Source organism: Methylophilus sp. (assembly GCF_052173275.1).
Classification (GTDB): Bacteria; Pseudomonadota; Gammaproteobacteria; order Burkholderiales; family Methylophilaceae; genus Methylophilus.
On sequence record NZ_JBQMUL010000002.1, the window covers coordinates 2,070,670 to 2,086,452 of the forward strand.

At 52.1% G+C, this 15,783-nt stretch carries 13 protein-coding genes; 7 read left to right on the forward strand and 6 right to left on the reverse strand.

The window, feature by feature from the left end; translation table 11 throughout:
* Positions 1-37 precede the first annotated feature (37 nt).
* The gene (locus ACTS9Y_RS11215) at positions 38-664 is read left to right on the forward strand and encodes a glycine zipper 2TM domain-containing protein (RefSeq protein WP_442586013.1); all 627 of its coding nucleotides are present in this window, start codon (positions 38-40) and stop codon (positions 662-664) included.
* A 91-nt stretch (positions 665-755) separates the two neighbouring features.
* On the opposite strand, the gene ACTS9Y_RS11220 is transcribed toward ACTS9Y_RS11215, so the two are convergent.
* The 3 genes from ACTS9Y_RS11220 to ACTS9Y_RS11230 all read right to left on the reverse strand — a co-directional run bounded on the left by ACTS9Y_RS11220 (position 756) and on the right by ACTS9Y_RS11230 (position 2,952).
* Complete coding sequence (locus ACTS9Y_RS11220; RefSeq protein ID WP_442586014.1) at positions 756-1,304, reverse strand: Smr/MutS family protein; 549 nt, start codon at positions 1,302-1,304, stop codon at positions 756-758.
* Positions 1,305-1,426: 122 nt separating this feature from the next.
* On the reverse strand, positions 1,427-2,377 hold the full coding sequence (gene trxB, locus ACTS9Y_RS11225; protein ID WP_442586015.1) for a thioredoxin-disulfide reductase: 951 nt from the start codon (positions 2,375-2,377) through the stop codon (positions 1,427-1,429).
* A gap of 110 nt (positions 2,378-2,487) precedes the next feature.
* Positions 2,488-2,952: a Dps family protein gene (locus ACTS9Y_RS11230; RefSeq protein ID WP_442586016.1), complete on the reverse strand. Its 465-nt coding sequence runs from the start codon at positions 2,950-2,952 to the stop codon at positions 2,488-2,490.
* A gap of 109 nt (positions 2,953-3,061) precedes the next feature.
* Here ACTS9Y_RS11230 and ACTS9Y_RS11235 point away from each other — a divergent pair, with 109 nt between their 5' ends.
* From ACTS9Y_RS11235 to serS, 4 genes are read left to right on the forward strand one after another with little or no spacing between them, the layout of a single operon-like run.
* A complete protein-coding gene (locus ACTS9Y_RS11235; RefSeq protein ID WP_442586017.1) occupies positions 3,062-5,374 on the forward strand; it encodes a DNA translocase FtsK in 2,313 nt (770 codons plus the stop codon).
* A complete protein-coding gene (gene lolA, locus ACTS9Y_RS11240) occupies positions 5,367-6,062 on the forward strand; it encodes an outer membrane lipoprotein chaperone LolA (protein ID WP_442586018.1) in 696 nt (231 codons plus the stop codon). The genes ACTS9Y_RS11235 and lolA overlap by 8 nt, the downstream gene beginning before the upstream one ends.
* A gap of 23 nt (positions 6,063-6,085) precedes the next feature.
* Positions 6,086-7,411, forward strand: a complete 1,326-nt coding sequence (locus tag ACTS9Y_RS11245; protein ID WP_442586019.1) for a replication-associated recombination protein A — start codon at positions 6,086-6,088, stop codon at positions 7,409-7,411.
* Entirely contained in the window at positions 7,412-8,686 is a 1,275-nt protein-coding gene (gene serS / locus ACTS9Y_RS11250; protein WP_442586020.1) for a serine--tRNA ligase, read from the forward strand.
* 19 nt (positions 8,687-8,705) lie between these two features.
* Here the strand turns inward: serS and mltF are convergent, their stop codons facing one another.
* Positions 8,706-10,175, reverse strand: a complete 1,470-nt coding sequence (mltF, locus tag ACTS9Y_RS11255) for a membrane-bound lytic murein transglycosylase MltF (RefSeq protein ID WP_442586021.1) — start codon at positions 10,173-10,175, stop codon at positions 8,706-8,708.
* 20 nt (positions 10,176-10,195) lie between these two features.
* A complete protein-coding gene (gene rpiA, locus ACTS9Y_RS11260; RefSeq protein WP_442586022.1) occupies positions 10,196-10,870 on the reverse strand; it encodes a ribose-5-phosphate isomerase RpiA in 675 nt (224 codons plus the stop codon).
* Between the two features lie 173 nt (positions 10,871-11,043).
* On the opposite strand from rpiA, the gene mfd reads away from it, so the two are divergent.
* Positions 11,044-14,436 (forward strand): transcription-repair coupling factor, encoded by a 3,393-nt coding sequence (gene mfd / locus ACTS9Y_RS11265; protein ID WP_442586023.1) that lies wholly within the window; start codon positions 11,044-11,046, stop codon positions 14,434-14,436.
* Positions 14,436-15,053, forward strand: coding sequence for a DedA family protein (locus ACTS9Y_RS11270; protein ID WP_442586024.1), 618 nt, complete (start codon positions 14,436-14,438; stop codon positions 15,051-15,053). The genes mfd and ACTS9Y_RS11270 overlap by 1 nt, the downstream gene beginning before the upstream one ends.
* A 69-nt stretch (positions 15,054-15,122) precedes the next feature.
* Here the strand turns inward: ACTS9Y_RS11270 and ACTS9Y_RS11275 are convergent, their stop codons facing one another.
* A complete protein-coding gene (locus ACTS9Y_RS11275; RefSeq protein ID WP_442586025.1) occupies positions 15,123-15,782 on the reverse strand; it encodes an NAD(P)H-dependent oxidoreductase in 660 nt (219 codons plus the stop codon).
* Between the last annotated feature and the right edge of the window lies 1 nt (position 15,783).

The window sequence follows — 15,783 nt, forward strand, 5'->3', positions numbered from 1 at the left end:
TAACTGCATCAAGCAGGCTGTTGAGAGGAGAAAGTGAATGCGTAAACTGATAGGGTTAAGTGTGGTATTGATGGCGACCAGCCAGATGGCGTTTGCGGATGCGCAATTTATAGACCGGGCAAGAGTGCTGTCGGTCAGCCCGCAAATGCAGCAGATCAACCAGCCACGCCAGGAATGCCACACCGGTTATATGCGTGAAAGCGTCTACGAACAACCTGCACGCTCTAACACCGGTGCCATCATTGGTGGTGTCGCCGGTGGTTTGCTGGGTAGCACGATAGGTAAAGGTGGTGGCCGGGTGGCTGCTGCCGCAGTGGGTGCCGGTGTCGGTGCAATCGTTGGCGACCGTGTTGGCAACCAGAATACCTACGGCTACGAGCGTGTGGTGACACGGCCGGTTGAGCAATGTGTGGTGGTTGACCAGTGGCAAACCGTGACGACTGGCTATATGGTTAATTATGAATACCAGGGCCGGCAGTACAGTACGTTAATGGACAGGGACCCTGGCCCGGTGATGGATGTGACGGTTGTGATGAGGCCGCACTACACACAGATTCAGCCAGTACCTGTTGTGTATCATCCCGCGGCTTACCGCCAGTCTGATTACCGCCCGAAAGCTGGTAAAGGGCACGGCGCACATAAACAACGTCGTTATTGGGAATAACGGTTAGTCATCTTCAGGGAATGCAATACTTGAATCTGAAACCTGAATGACCTTGTAAAACGGAAACGCGATACCTGAAAAGGTGTCGCGTTTATGCTTTAAGCAACACGATCACGGCGCCGCTGCCGCCATCCGTTTGCCTGGCCTGGGCATAGGCAATCACTTCATCTTTTTGCATCAGCCAGTTACGCAATTTGTGTTTCAGGACCGGTTCTTTATTTCTGGAACCTAAGCCTTTGCCGTGCACAATGCGTATGCAACGCAAGCCACGCTTTTTACAATCGGCGATAAATTCGGACACATACAGCCTGGCTTCATCACTGATCAGTCCGTGCAGATCGATATGGGCCTGCACCACCCAGTGGCCGCGGCGAAGTTTACTCAGGATGACAGGTGACTGGCCATCACGCAGGTAAAGCAGCTCCTCGCCGCTTTCCAGTTCGTGTGCGGGGATATAATTGTCACTTAAGGAATCGACCAGCGCCTGCTGCTCATCGCGTATCAGTTGCCGCGGAATCGGTTTGGGTTTTTTCGGCGCATGCAGGATACGCTTGGGGGCTACCGGACGTGCGCCTTTGACTGCTTCATGGAACAGGTGAATGTCGTCGTCATCCTCTGTATTTGGCACGTCGTTGGTCATGGCGATTTATTTTACTAGCGCAAGGCTGCATTCTAAAAGAAAAAAGCGCCCCCTAGTTGTATTCACCTGGGTGCGCTTTTGATTTGCTGAGCATTTGTGACCAAATACCTGGCCCGAACTGATTATTCCAGGCTGGTCAGGTAGCGCTCGGCATCGAGTGCCGCCATACAACCAGTACCCGCACTGGTTACTGCCTGGCGGTAAATATGGTCCTGCACGTCGCCAGCTGCAAATACGCCGGGGATATTGGTGGCCGTAAAGTTACCCTGACGACCGGCCTGCGTCACGATATAACCACCTTCCATCTCCAGCTGGCCTTCAAAGATCTGCGTATTCGGCTGGTGACCAATCGCAATAAATACGCCTTTCAATGGCACATCTTTGGTGGCGTTAGAGTTCACATCTTTCAGACGCATGCCGGTAACCCCGGTGTTGTCGCCCAACACTTCGTCCAGCGTATTAAACGTTTCCAGCACTACCTTGCCTTCTTTCACGCGCTCCATCAGTTTGTCGACCAGAATGGCTTCCGCTTTAAACTTGTCGCGTCTGTGCACCAATGTCACTTTGCTGGCGATGTTAGCCAGGTAAAGCGTCTCTTCGACAGCGGTATTGCCGCCACCGATCACGGCGACTTCCTGATTGCGGTAGAAGAAGCCATCACACGTGGCACAAGCAGACACGCCTTTGCCAGCAAACGCTTCTTCGCTAGGCAGGCCCAGGTATTTGGCTGAGGCGCCGGTAGCAATAATCAGGGCATCGCAGGTGTATTCACTATTATCACCCACCAGGCGGATCGGTTTTTCTTTCAGGTGCGTGGTGTGGATATGGTCAAAAATCATTTCGGTATTGAAACGCTCAGCGTGTTTCTGAAAACGCTCCATCAATTCCGGGCCCATCACGCCGTCAGCATCCGCAGGCCAGTTATCCACTTCAGTCGTCGTCATTAATTGACCACCTTGCGCCAGGCCGGTGATGAGCACCGGGCTTAAATTGGCACGGGCCGCATAAACGGCTGCACTGTAACCGGCTGGGCCGGAGCCTAAAATCAATAAACGTGCATGCTTGGTAGCCATACTTTTCTTTCTTTTTTGGTTTGATCTGTTCAATAAAATGGGGATGAAATCACTTGTTGCAAGGTTTCATCCCCAAATTCAGGTGCTAAATATAGCTGTATGGCAAAGAATTACTTTTCCAACAAGCTACGCAGCATCCATGCAGTCTTCTCGTGCAGTTGCAAACGCTGAGTCAGTAAATCAGCGGTGGCTTCATCAGCCGCTTTTTCCGCCGCCGGGAACACACTACGTGCGGTACGACAGACCGCTTCATGGCCAGCGACCAGTTCGCTGATCATGTCCTGTGCTTTAGGCACATCCACAGTTTCTTCGATAGAAGTCAGTTTGGAGAACTGCGCGTAGGTACCTGGCGCATGCACGCCCAGTGAGCGGATACGTTCGGCGATTAAATCAACTGCGAGTGCCAGCTCGGTATATTGTGTTTCAAACATCAGGTGCAAAGTATTGAACATGGGCCCGGTGACATTCCAATGGAAGTAATGGGTTTTCAGGTACAAAGTATAGGTATCTGCCAACAGTTTTGATACGCCTTCTGCAATTTCGTGACGGTCTTTATTATTAATACCAATGTCCATGATGTCTCCTTGTTGTCGTTGAATGTATTTTAAAAGCTAGAGTGCCTGTGTGCAATTTGATTTTGTTATAATCATTTAAGTTCACTTGCGTAAAGAAAGAGATAACGCATTGTTTTTTAATAAAAAAAATGTATCCAATGCCCGTTTGGAAAAAGTATCGACAGAAAAACAGCTGCGCGATGCTAAATTGCTGCGCGAAGTCAGCTGGATTGCATTGGCAGCACTTGGCGTATTTCTGGCAGTGATACTGGCATCATACTCGCATGAAGACCCGGGATGGACACATGCGATAGGCGAGAACGACATTATTCATAATGCTGGCGGCACCGTTGGTGCGTGGATAGCTGATGTGCTGCTATCCCTGTTCGGTTTTTCTTCCTGGTGGTTTGTGGTGCTGGCTTTTTACATCGTGTGGCTGATGTATGAGCGGCTGCATCTCGATGCCATCGAAAGGCAGGACTGGTGGTTGAACGGCGTCGGCTTTGCTTTATTGCTGCTGGCTTCAGCTGCGCTTGAATCCGGCCATCTGGTCAGCTTTCCGGCGGATTTTCCGCTCAAGCAGGGCGGGGTGATCGGCAGTGGCATTGATCATTTGCTGCGCAATATGTTTGGTTTTGCCGGTTCGACCATGTTGTTGCTGGTGTTGTTTGCCACTGCCTTCAGCCTGTTTACCGGCTGGTCGCTGATCAGCATGAGCGAGCGTTTGGGCGAGTGGGTGATCCACTTCCACCAATGGAGCACGCTGAAATTCCAGGATTGGCAAGACCGCAAAGTCGGGCGCCAGGCCTTACAGGCACGTGAAGAGTTTGTCGAGGCGGAACGCAAACGCGTAGAAGACCGCAAACCGGTAGAGATCAGCGTGCCTGAAGTGCTGGTCGTCCCCAGTGAACGTGTGGTCAAAGAAAAACAAACCGTATTGTTTGAGGCCATTGAGCAGGAAGGCCTGCCAGCCTTGCATTTGCTGGATGCACCTAATCAATCGGTGGAGTTGCAATCGGCAGAAACACTGGATTTCACTTCGCGCCTGATAGAGCGCAAGCTGATGGACTTTGGCATTGAAGTCAAAGTCGTCATTGCCCAGCCTGGACCGGTGATTACGCGCTATGAGCTGGATCCCGCGCCAGGCGTCAAAGGCAGCCAGATCACCAATCTTTCCAAGGATCTGGCGCGGGCATTGTCAGTGATCAGCGTACGGGTGGTAGAAACCATCCCCGGTAAAAGTTATATGGGGCTGGAAATCCCTAATCCCAAACGGCAGATCGTGTCGCTGTCAGAAATCATGGGCAGCCAGGCCTATGCCGATATGAATTCGCCTATCGCCATTGCCATGGGTAAGGATATCGCTGGTAAACCGATTGTGGCCGACCTGGCCAAAATGCCGCATGTGCTGGTTGCGGGTACTACCGGTTCCGGTAAATCTGTCGCCATTAACGCGCTGATTCTGAGCCTGCTCTACAAATCAGAAGCCAACCGTGTACGCATGATCCTGATCGACCCGAAAATGCTGGAGTTGTCCGTCTATGAAGGGATTCCGCATCTGCTGGCACCGGTAGTCACAGATATGCGCCAGGCCGCCAATGCGCTGAACTGGTGTGTGGCGGAGATGGAGCGCCGTTACAAGCTGATGTCTACCCTGGGGGTACGTAACCTGGCAGGCTATAACCAGAAGATACAGGAAGCCAAAAAACAAGGGACTTCTATTCCGCACCCGTTCAGCCTGACGCCCGATGAGCCGGAGCCCTTAGATGAAATGCCATTGATCGTGGTCGTGATCGACGAGCTCGCAGACCTGATGATGGTGGTTGGCAAGAAAGTGGAAGAGTTGATTGCCCGCCTGGCACAAAAAGCGCGTGCGTCAGGTATCCACCTGGTGCTGGCAACCCAGCGACCATCGGTGGATGTGATCACCGGCCTGATTAAAGCCAACGTGCCGACACGGGTGGCTTTCCAGGTATCCAGCAAGATAGACTCGCGTACCATCCTCGACCAGATGGGCGCTGAAACCTTGCTAGGCCAGGGCGATATGCTCTACCTGCCACCCGGCAGCGGCTACCCGCAACGTATCCACGGCGCGTTCGTCAGTGATGGTGAAGTGCACAATGTGGTTAACTTCCTCAAGGCACAGGGTGAACCTAATTACATCGAGGGCATTCTGACCAATGAGACCGAAGGTGGTGATGCCGATGGTGTCTTGGGCGGCGATGATGCCGGTGGGGAAAAAGACCCGCTGTATGATGAAGCGGTAGCGATTGTACTGAAAACCCGCCGTGCGTCTATTTCGTCAGTGCAACGCCAGTTGCGCATAGGTTATAACCGGGCAGCAAGATTAATTGAAGATATGGAGCGTGCAGGTTTGGTATCCGCGATGCAAAGTAATGGTAACCGTGAAGTATTAGTGAAAGCTGGAGGTGACCATGAGTAATCTATCAGGTAAACAATGGCCAGTCCGCATAGCGGCTGCCGCGGTTTTTTCGAGAGTTGTTTCAGTGGTGAGCGCACCGTTAGGTGCTGCCGCGTTATTGGTTGGCCTGGTTTCCCCGACCATGGTGTATGCCGATGGTGTCGATGATTTAAAGCAGTTTTATCAATCCACGCAATCCATGCGCGCGCTATTCAAGCAAACCGTGTTCGACCAGAAGGGCCGCAAGCTGCAAGAGGTCAATGGCAATATGCTGTTGCAGCGGCCTAATAAATTCCGCTGGGATTATCAAAAACCTTACGAGCAGCAAATCATCAGCGATGGCCGTCAGGTATTTTTGTTTGATGTGGATCTGCAGCAGGTCAGCGTGCGCACAGTTGATAAAGTACTAGGCACCAGCCCGGCTGCTTTGCTCGCTGGTGGGCCCAATGTGGAAGAGAGTTTCCGCTTGTCTCGCCTGGTCGATTATGAAGGCCTGCAACGCGTACAGGCCAAGCCTAAACAAAAAGACAGCGGTTTCCAGGTGGTGATTATTTCCTTTAATCATGGCAAGCTGGCCGAGATGCGCCTGGTGGATGCGTTCGGCCAAAGCACCCACATTGTGTTCTCGAACGTAGAAGTGAATCCGTCATTGAATACTTCGCAGTTCCTGTTCACCGTTCCCAAAGGGGTAGATGTGGTTGGTGAATAAACCATCACCACTGCACAGGCTATATGTCATCCCTGTTTGAGCCACAAACACCATCTTCCGTCCCGCTTGCCGAGCAACTGCGCCCGAAAACACTGAATGAAGTGGTCGGGCAAACGCATTTGCTGGGCGAGGGCAAGCCTTTACGGCGCGCGTTCGAGTCCGGCAAGTTGCCTTCCATGATTCTGTGGGGGCCGCCCGGTGTGGGTAAAACCACCCTGGCGCGCCTGATCGCACAAACTGCGGAGGCCGAATTCGTGCCTTTGTCTGCCGTGCTGTCTGGTATCAAGGATATCCGCGAAGCGGTAGAGCGCGCCGAGCTTACCTTGCAGCAAACCGGCCGCAATACCATTTTGTTCGTTGACGAGGTCCATCGCTTCAACAAAGGTCAGCAGGATGCGTTTTTACCGTTTGTCGAGAGCGGGTTGATCACTTTTATCGGTGCGACGACTGAGAACCCTTCATTTGAAGTGAACAGCGCGTTGCTCAGCCGGTCGCAAGTATTCGTGCTGACCGCGTTGACTGAAGATGAGCTGGCTGAGTTGCTTGAACGCGCACGCCTGAAAATGGCGCCAGACATTAGTGTTAACGATAAAGTCAAAGAGCAGATATTAGATTACGCCGATGGCGATGCCAGGCGCTTGCTGAATTTTGCAGAAGGGCTGTTTAACGGTGCCTTAATTGCCAGGATCGATACCATTGATGATGCATTTTTGCAATCCAGCATGGCCAGCAAGCTGCGCCGCTTTGATAAAGGTGGCGAAGCGTTTTATGACCAGATTTCTGCCCTGCATAAATCGGTGCGTGGATCCAACCCCAATGCCGCGCTCTACTGGTTTATGCGCATGCTGGATGGCGGCGCTGACCCGCTTTACCTGGCTCGGCGCATTGTGCGCATGGCGGTGGAAGATATCGGCCTGGCTGACCCCAAAGCGCAAACCATCGCGCTGGAAGCCATCCAGATCTACGAGCGCCTGGGCTCACCAGAAGGCGAGCTTGCCCTCAGCAATGCCGTGATTTACCTGGCCGTGGCGGCGAAAAGTAATGCCGCATATATGGCTTACAATCAGGCCAAAGCCTTTGTGGCTCAGGATAAATCACGCATGGTGCCCTTGCATTTGCGTAACGCGCCAACCAAACTCATGAAGGCGCTCGATTACGGTAAAGAATACCGTTACGCGCACAATGAGCCGAATGCCTATGCCGCTGGCGAGCAATATTTCCCGGATGATTTACCTGCGCAGGCGTTTTACCAGCCCACCTCACGTGGATTGGAAGGTAAAATAAGCGAAAAGCTCAATCACTTACAAGCACTAGATCAAGAACACCTGAACAGCAAAGCGAAAAAATAAATGTTAGATATACAACAACTTAGAAACGATTTGGACAATGTGACCGCGCGCCTGAAAGCGCGCAAGTTCGATTTTCCGGCAGATGTGTTTAAAGCACTGGAAGCAGAGCGTAAAACGATACAGACCAATACTGAGAATCTGCAGGCTAAACGCAATACGGCGTCCAAGCAGATCGGTATTGCCAAATCCAAAGGCGAAGATGCCAGTGCGATCCTGGCAGAAGTCGCTGGGTTGGGTGATGAGTTAAAGGCTGCTGAAGCACAGCTGAATGAGGTTCAGGCCAAGTTGCAGGCCTTGATGCTGAATGTGCCTAACTTGCCGCATGAAAGCGTGCCGGTTGGAAACGATGAAACGCAAAACGTGGAGGCACGCCGCTGGGGTACGCCACGTAATTTTGACTTTGCAGTGAAAGACCATGCCGATGTCGGTGCGCCGTTAGGCCTGGATTTTGATACCGGCGCCAAGTTGTCAGGCGCGCGTTTTACCTTGATGAAAGGCCAGATCGCCAGGTTACACCGTGCGCTGGCGCAGTTTATGCTGGATCTGCAAACCGAAAAACATGGTTACACCGAATGCTATACGCCGTATATGGTGAATCGCGAAACCCTTGTAGGCACCGGACAATTGCCCAAGTTTGAAGAAGACCTGTTTGTTACGCCGCACAACGATAGCAAACTGTACCTGATCCCGACTTCAGAAGTCACCTTGACCAACACCGTGCGTGATGAGATCGTGCCGCTGGAGTTACTGCCTATCAAACTGACCGCGCATACGCCTTGCTTCCGTTCAGAAGCGGGTTCTTATGGCCGTGATACCAAGGGCATGATACGTCAGCACCAGTTTGATAAAGTCGAGATGGTGCAGATCGTGCACCCTGAAAACAGCTACCAGGCGCTGGAAGAGATGGTCGGCCATGCCGAAAACGTGTTGCAGGCCTTAGAATTACCTTATCGCGTGGTGTCACTGTGCACCGGTGATATGGGCTTTGGCGCTGCCAAGACCTATGACCTGGAAGTCTGGCTGCCTGCGCAAAATACCTATCGCGAAATCTCTTCAGTATCTAACTGTGAAGCTTTCCAGGCAAGGCGTTTGCAGGCACGTTTCAGAAACGCCAATGGCAAACCAGAGTTGTTACATACATTGAATGGTTCCGGTTTGGCAGTAGGGCGTACGCTGGTGGCGGTGCTGGAGAATAACCAGAATGCGGATGGCAGCGTGACGATTCCGAAAGCACTGCAGCCTTATATGGGTGGCAAGACCGTGATCACGGCTTGATCTGAAACACTAGGTATTTTTACTCTGCCCTGGCTAACAACCAGGGCATTTTGTTATCTGCGATCTTGTATGGGTCCAGGCCAGGCTCATAAATCGGGTAATATTTCTGCATGATCTGGTAATAGCTGCGCACCAGTTCGGTGTAGATCACCGGCGCGCCACAGCTACAGTAACCGTGCTTGGCATTCACATAATGTTCCGGGTCATTCAGCAGTTGATAGCCGCGTTTCACATCCGCCCAGCTATCCGGGTTGAGCCCCAGCCGTTGCGCAATGATGCGCGCATCTTCCAGGTGGCCAACGCCGTTGTTGTAAGCTGCCAGCGTCATAAAAGTACGGTCCGGCTCAGGGATGCGCGTGGGCAGGCGGTCTTTCAGCCACAGCAAAAACTTTGCACCGGCCATGATGCTTTGCTGAGGGTCCAGCCGATTGGTCACATTCATCATGTTAGAGGTTTGTTCGGTCAGCATCATCAAGCCGCGTACGTTGGTCGGTGAGGTGCTGTAATTATCCCAGTGCGACTCCTGATAACTGAGCGCGGCGAGCAGGCGCCAGTCTATGTCAGTCACTTCTTGCGCCCCTTTGAACAGCCTCGTATATCTCGGTAACAAGGTATTGGATTTGCTCAGGAAAGTCGCTACATCAACCTGTTTCAGACGTTTGGTGTGGCCGTAATAGCGGTCTAGCAGGTTGCGCAAAGTGCCATCTTTTTCTATCTTCTTGAAGAACGCCTGCACCTGTTTCAGTTTTTCTTCGCCGGAAAACTTGTTCAGTGCCCAGGCGATTTTATCGACCGGCCCCAGCATCAATCCCGCATCCAGTTGCGGATAAAGATATTGCATGATGGCCAGCAAGTGGTTGTCTGCCACCGTGAAATCGATTTCATTGCGCGCCACGGCTTCTATCAATTGTTCAGAGCTGAGTTTTTCCGTTTCGCGCCAGATCAGTTGCGGATGTTGCGATTGCAGTTCGCGCATGCGTTCAACAAAACTGGTGCTTTTCGGTAACACGATTCTTTTATTGAATAATGCATCTGGCTTGGCGGGTTCACTGTTCTGATCACGGTTATACACCACCATGGACTGCACCTGATTAAAGGCGGGCCCGAACAGGAATTGCCGTTTACGCGAGGCGGTAATGCTGATATCAGCCGCCGCAATATCAGCATCGCCGCGCATCAACGCAGGGAAAACCTTATCAAAGCTTTCCACCACGATGAATTCAAGTTTATAAGGCGGCCCCAGGAAATCGACAAAGCGTTTGGCCAGGTCATATTCCAGCCCGGCATAATTGTTCTGGCTATCAATAAAATAGGTATCCGGGCTGTTGATGGTGACAAAACGGATAGTGTAGGGGTCTGGTTTCGGTTTTTCCAAGGCAGGTTGCTTGGGCGTGCCAGGGTCATTACAGGCGAGCAATCCACCGCATAAACAGACAAGAAACGCCCATTGCCATGCCTGACGCGCAGAAATACAGTTTAGAAAACGCATTGTAGAGAACGAAAAAGCGATTAAGCCCGCGTTTCGATCTTGCCCTGGTCGGCAATCAGTATGGTGCTTGCCAGCCTGGTGAAGATGCCATGCTCAACCACACCGGGGATGTTGTTGAGTAAAGTATTTAATTGATGACTATCTAAATCGGCGTCAAAATGCATATCGAGTACCAGACTGCCGTAGCTGGTAATAGAAAGGCCATCTTTGGCCGCATTCGGGCGTAAATCGCCGCTGCCGCCAATGGCTTCTATGCTACGTTTGGCTGCTTGCCAGGCAAACGGCATCACTTCAATCGGAATAGGGTAATTTTCGCCGATGCGGCTGACCAGTTTGCTTTTATCGGCCACCACAATAAATTCTTTGGCAGCTTTTGCCAGCAGTTTTTCCATGACCAGGTCGTAACCACGGCCTTTCAGCAGGCTATTATCGGCAGTGATTTCGTCCGCCCCGTCGACATACAAATCAATCTGGCTTAGCTGGGATAAGCTCAATACGGTGAGTCCCACAGACTGGGCTTTGATCATACTGATATTGGAGCTGGCCACGGTAGTGATACGCAGGTTTTCCTGTTGCTGGCGGGTGGCGAGTGCCTCAATAAAATAATTGGCGGTGGAACCTGTGCCCAACCCGACAATCATATCGTTCTTGACGTAGCTGGCTGCTTCCAGCGCGACGGCCTGTTTATCGTTCATATGCTTTCTCCGTGCCGGATTTATGCACAAACTTCGTGTCTGTGTACCGTAATCGCTCGAGCGTCTCATTATAATGCCGGTACAGCCAGCGGACGCTTGCAGTTATAATAGCAAACTCGGCAGATTCGCCAAGAACTACTCACCTAACCTGAGCAATAAGATTTTATTCTTTTATGGCAGTTTCTCTTCCCGTCGTCGGACATCCCCAGCGTTTTTCTTTTCACAGTCAGGGATTGGACAGTAAAGCGCTGGCCGAATTGGCCTGTGGTTTAAAAGCAACACAATCGCCGCTGGTGATTTTAACTGCCAATGCGTTTGAAGCGCAGCGTTTGATGGATGAGATTCCCTATTTTGCCAAAGGCATTGAAGTGCATTTGCTGCCGGATTGGGAAACACTGCCCTACGATGTGTTCTCCCCGCATCCGGATTTAATTTCCGAGCGGCTGTCTACGTTATACCAGCTCAGCCAGAACCAGAGCGATGTAGTGATTGTGCCGATTGCGACGGCGTTACTGCGCCTGCCGCCGGTAGCTTACCTGGCCGCGCATACCTTTATGCTCAAAAAAGGCCAGCGGCTGGATGTCGATGCCTTGCGCAACCAGTGCGCCCAGGCGGGTTACCACCATGTCAGCCAGGTCATGAGCCCGGGCGAGTTCAGTGTGCGTGGCGGGCTGGTCGATTTATATCCCATGGGCAGCACGCTGCCTTACCGTATCGATTTGTTCGATGATGAGATCGAGACCATACGTACCTTTGATATCGATACCCAGCGCAGCGTCTATCCGGTCGGTGAGATCCGTATGTTGCCAGCGCGCGAATTCCCTATGGATGAAGCCGGAATTACATTGTTCCGCAGCCAGTTCCGCGAATACTTTGAAGGCGATCCGCAGCGCGCGAAAATCTACAAGGATGTGAGCAAAGGCACCGCCAGCGGTGGTGTTGAATGGTATCTGCCCTTGTTTTTTGAGCAAACCGCCAGCCTGTTCGATTACCTGCCCAAACAAACCGTGCTGTGCCTGCATGGTGATCTGGATAAAGCCGCGCAAACCTTCTGGGCCGATGCCAATAGCCGTCATCGCCTGATGGCTTACGATGCCGAGAAACCGATTCTACGACCAGAAACCCTGCTACAAAAAACCGATGAGTTTTTCAAGCAGACGCATGCCTTTGCGCTGGTGCATCAGCAGATACAAAACGTCACCACGATGTCACCGGTAGAAGTAGACCGTCGGGCAGAACAGCCCCTGCATAAATTACAAGGTTTTATCAGCCAGTTTGATGGCCGCGTGTTAATCGCGGCTGAAAGCCTGGGCCGCCGCGAAACCATTGCGCAATTGTTCAGCGAACATGGCGTGACTTTTTCGCTGGCCGAGGATTGGGGCGGGTTTGAGAAAAGCCAGTTTCCAGTCATGCTCGGCGTGTCGCCATTACACCAGGGGTTTGTGGATGGTGAATTAGCCGTTATTACCGAAGCCGAGCTCTATGCCAGCACTGTGCGCCAGCAGCGGCGCCGTAACCAGGAGAAAGCGCGTAATGCCGAGGGCATGCTTAAAGACCTCTCTGAGTTGCGCCTGGATGACCCGGTGGTGCATGAGCAACATGGCGTGGGGCGTTACAAAGGCCTGGTCAATATCGATTTTGGCGAAGGCGAAACAGAATTACTGTTGATCGAATATTTCGGCGAAGATAAGTTATATGTGCCGGTATCTCAACTGTTCCTGATTTCACGCTATTCCGGCGGCCCGCCGGAAAGCGCACCGTTGCATAGGCTTGGCAGTGGCCAGTGGGAAAAAGCCAAGAAAAAAGCACTCAAGCAGATCCGTGATACCGCAGCCGAACTGCTCAACCTATACGCACAACGCGCTGCGCGCCGTGGCCATGCGTTTACCCTCAGTTTGCAGGATTACGAAGCTTTCTGTGAAGGTTTCCCGTTTGAAGAAACACCAGACCAGCTGGAAGCGATTGAGAATGTCATCAAAGATATGCAATCTGGCCGCCCCATGGACAGGCTGGTGTGTGGTGATGTCGGCTTTGGCAAAACCGAAGTCGCGCTGCGGGCAGCGTTTGTCGCCGTGATGGGTGGCCGCCAGGTGTCTGTGCTGGTGCCTACCACTTTGCTGGCCGAGCAGCATTACCAGAACTTTGTCGACCGCTTTGCCGAATGGCCGATCAAGATCGCCGAGATCTCACGTTTCCGTACCGCCAAAGAGCAGGCCGAAGCGCTCAAAGGCCTGGCAGATGGCAGCATCGATATTATTATCGGCACCCACAGGCTGATCCAGAAAGATGTCAAGTTCAAGAACCTGGGGCTTGCTATCCTGGACGAAGAGCACCGCTTTGGTGTGCGCCAGAAAGAGCAAATGAAAGCCCTGCGCGCCGAGGTGGACGTGCTCACCCTGACCGCAACACCGATTCCGCGTACCTTAAGCATGGCGATGGAAGGCCTGCGCGAGTTTTCTGTGATTTCCACGCCGCCACAAAAACGGCTGGCGATTAAAACCTTCCATACCGAATATTCCGAAGGCATTATCCGCGAAGCGGTGATGCGCGAATTTAAACGCGGCGGGCAGGTATATTTCCTGCATAACGAAGTCGATACCATTTACGTGATGAAGGAAAAACTGGAGAAGTTTTTACCCGAAGCGCGGATCTCAATTGGCCATGGTCAGTTGCGCGAACGCGAGCTGGAGCATGTGATGCGCGACTTCTACCAGCAACGTACCAATTTGTTATTGTGTACCACCATTGTTGAAACCGGCATCGACGTGCCGACTGCCAACACCATGATCATCAACCGTGCAGATATGTTCGGCCTGGCGCAATTGCACCAGCTACGCGGCCGCGTGGGTCGCAGCCATCATCAGGCCTATGCCTATCTGCTGACTGACCCGCACCGCACCATCACGCCGCAAGCGCAAAAACGGCTGGATGCGATCCAGTTGCTGGAAGACCTGGGTGCCGGTTTCCACCTGGCCATGCATGACCTGGAGATCCGCGGCGCAGGTGAACTGTTAGGCGATAGCCAAAGCGGCGAGATGCAGGAGATAGGCTTTAACCTGTATTCCGACATGCTCAACCATGCGGTGAAACAGCTTAAAGCGGGTAAAGAGCCTGATCTGGATTCACCACTGGGCGTGACCACCGAAATCAACCTGCATACGCCCGCCTTATTACCCAACAACTATTGCCCGGATGTACATGAGCGACTGGTGCTCTACAAACGCCTGGCTAACTGTGAGGACGACGAAGCGCTGGATGTGATGCAGGAAGAACTGATAGACCGCTTTGGGTTGTTGCCTGAGCCAGGTGAGGCGCTCATTGCCTGCCATAGGTTGCGTATCGCCGCCAAGCCACTGGGCATTATCAAGGTCGACGCCTCCGATGCGGCCATCCAGCTACAATTTAATGTCAAAGCCGATATCGACCCGATGAAGCTGGTGAATTTATTGCAACGCGACAAGCGCTGCCGCATGAATGGGCCGGATAAATTACGTGTTACAGTGCAGCTGGGCAATTTGAATCACCGGGTAGAACTGGTGAAAACCTTATTGAAGGAATTTAGTTGATGTTAGAAAAATTACTCGCCGCCATCGCCGCTTGGATCATGGGCGTCATCTCCACCATGGGGTATGGCGGTATCGTGTTATTGATGGCGATCGAATCCGCCTGTATTCCCTTGCCTTCAGAAATCATCATGCCGTTTGCCGGCTTCCTGGTCACCAAAGGCGAAATGACCTTGTGGGGCATTGCCCTGGCAGGCGCGATAGGTTGCGTAGTAGGCTCTATCCCTGCCTATTACCTGGGCATGTACGGTGGCCGCCCGCTGGTAGAAAAATACGGCAAATATGTGCTGATCAGCAAAAAAGACCTGGATATGGCAGACCGCTGGTTTGCCGAGCATGGTGAGATCATTATTTTTATTGCACGCCTGCTGCCTGCCGTGCGCACCTTTATTGCCTTCCCGGCTGGCGTAGCACGCATGAACATGACACGTTTTGTGGCTTATACCTTTGTCGGCTCATTGATCTGGTGCTGGGTGCTGGGCTATATCGGCATGAAAGCCGGCGAGCATTGGGAAGACCTCAAAGTCTACTTCCATGAATCCCATTATGTGATTGCCGCACTGGGGCTGATATTTATCGTCTGGTATGTGCGCAGACATTTTAAAAACGAGCACGAATAAAAAAAGCTGCCGATAGGCAGCTTTTTTGTTGAGGCGTTTATTATTTCCCCATTCTTATTTCTTACATTTTTATTTCCAGGTCACTACCTGGCTGATCTCGCGACGTGTTTTCGGCTTGGGTTCAGTTTTGCGGTAACCAAACGCTACCATATACGCCAGGCCGTACTCCTCCAGATTCACGCCGAATTGTTCTGCCAGCAACGCATCGGTTTCCTTCTGCTTGAAACCCTCGATCGGGCATGAATCTATACCACGCATGGCCGCGACTGTCATCATATTGGCCAGCGGGATATAGCATTGCTTGCTGGCCCAGTCGAATAATTTTCGCTCATCACTCAAATCAAAATCGGATTGTTTGAACTGGCTATAAAAGCCCAGGCGCATATCGATCACTTCCTGCGGGTGATGCTGCACTTCGCGCATAAAAGTGGGCAGGTAAGCACCCTCCGGTTTTAAAAAGGGTGATTTCATGGCCAGGCACAATACAAAATGACTGGCAGTATCCAGTTTCAGTGGCGCGCCCCAGGCATGTTGTTTCAGGCTTTCGCGCAAGGCCTTATCCTGCACCACAATAAAGTGCCAGGGTTCAAAACCAAACGAGCTGGGTGAGAGGCGGGCAGATTCCAAAATTAACTCGAATTCTTCAGGGGGAATCTGTTTGCTGGCATCAAACTCCTTGCAGGCATGGCGGAACTGGAAGGCATCCAGAATGGCTTGTTGCGCTATCATT

What these genes read in the sequence shown, in the direction of transcription:
- ACTS9Y_RS11215 (WP_442586013.1), top strand. Translation starts at nt 38, where the DNA reads ATGCGTAAACTGATAGGGTTAAGTGTGGTATTGATGGCGACCAGCCAG.
- ACTS9Y_RS11220 (WP_442586014.1), bottom strand. Translation starts at nt 1,304, where the DNA reads ATGACCAACGACGTGCCAAATACAGAGGATGACGACGACATTCACCTG.
- trxB (WP_442586015.1), bottom strand. Translation starts at nt 2,377, where the DNA reads ATGGCTACCAAGCATGCACGTTTATTGATTTTAGGCTCCGGCCCAGCC.
- ACTS9Y_RS11230 (WP_442586016.1), bottom strand. Translation starts at nt 2,952, where the DNA reads ATGGACATTGGTATTAATAATAAAGACCGTCACGAAATTGCAGAAGGC.
- lolA (WP_442586018.1), top strand. Translation starts at nt 5,367, where the DNA reads ATGAGTAATCTATCAGGTAAACAATGGCCAGTCCGCATAGCGGCTGCC.
- ACTS9Y_RS11245 (WP_442586019.1), top strand. Translation starts at nt 6,086, where the DNA reads ATGTCATCCCTGTTTGAGCCACAAACACCATCTTCCGTCCCGCTTGCC.
- serS (WP_442586020.1), top strand. Translation starts at nt 7,412, where the DNA reads ATGTTAGATATACAACAACTTAGAAACGATTTGGACAATGTGACCGCG.
- mltF (WP_442586021.1), bottom strand. Translation starts at nt 10,175, where the DNA reads ATGCGTTTTCTAAACTGTATTTCTGCGCGTCAGGCATGGCAATGGGCG.
- rpiA (WP_442586022.1), bottom strand. Translation starts at nt 10,870, where the DNA reads ATGAACGATAAACAGGCCGTCGCGCTGGAAGCAGCCAGCTACGTCAAG.
- mfd (WP_442586023.1), top strand. Translation starts at nt 11,044, where the DNA reads ATGGCAGTTTCTCTTCCCGTCGTCGGACATCCCCAGCGTTTTTCTTTT.
- ACTS9Y_RS11270 (WP_442586024.1), top strand. Translation starts at nt 14,436, where the DNA reads ATGTTAGAAAAATTACTCGCCGCCATCGCCGCTTGGATCATGGGCGTC.
- ACTS9Y_RS11275 (WP_442586025.1), bottom strand. Translation starts at nt 15,782, where the DNA reads ATGATAGCGCAACAAGCCATTCTGGATGCCTTCCAGTTCCGCCATGCC.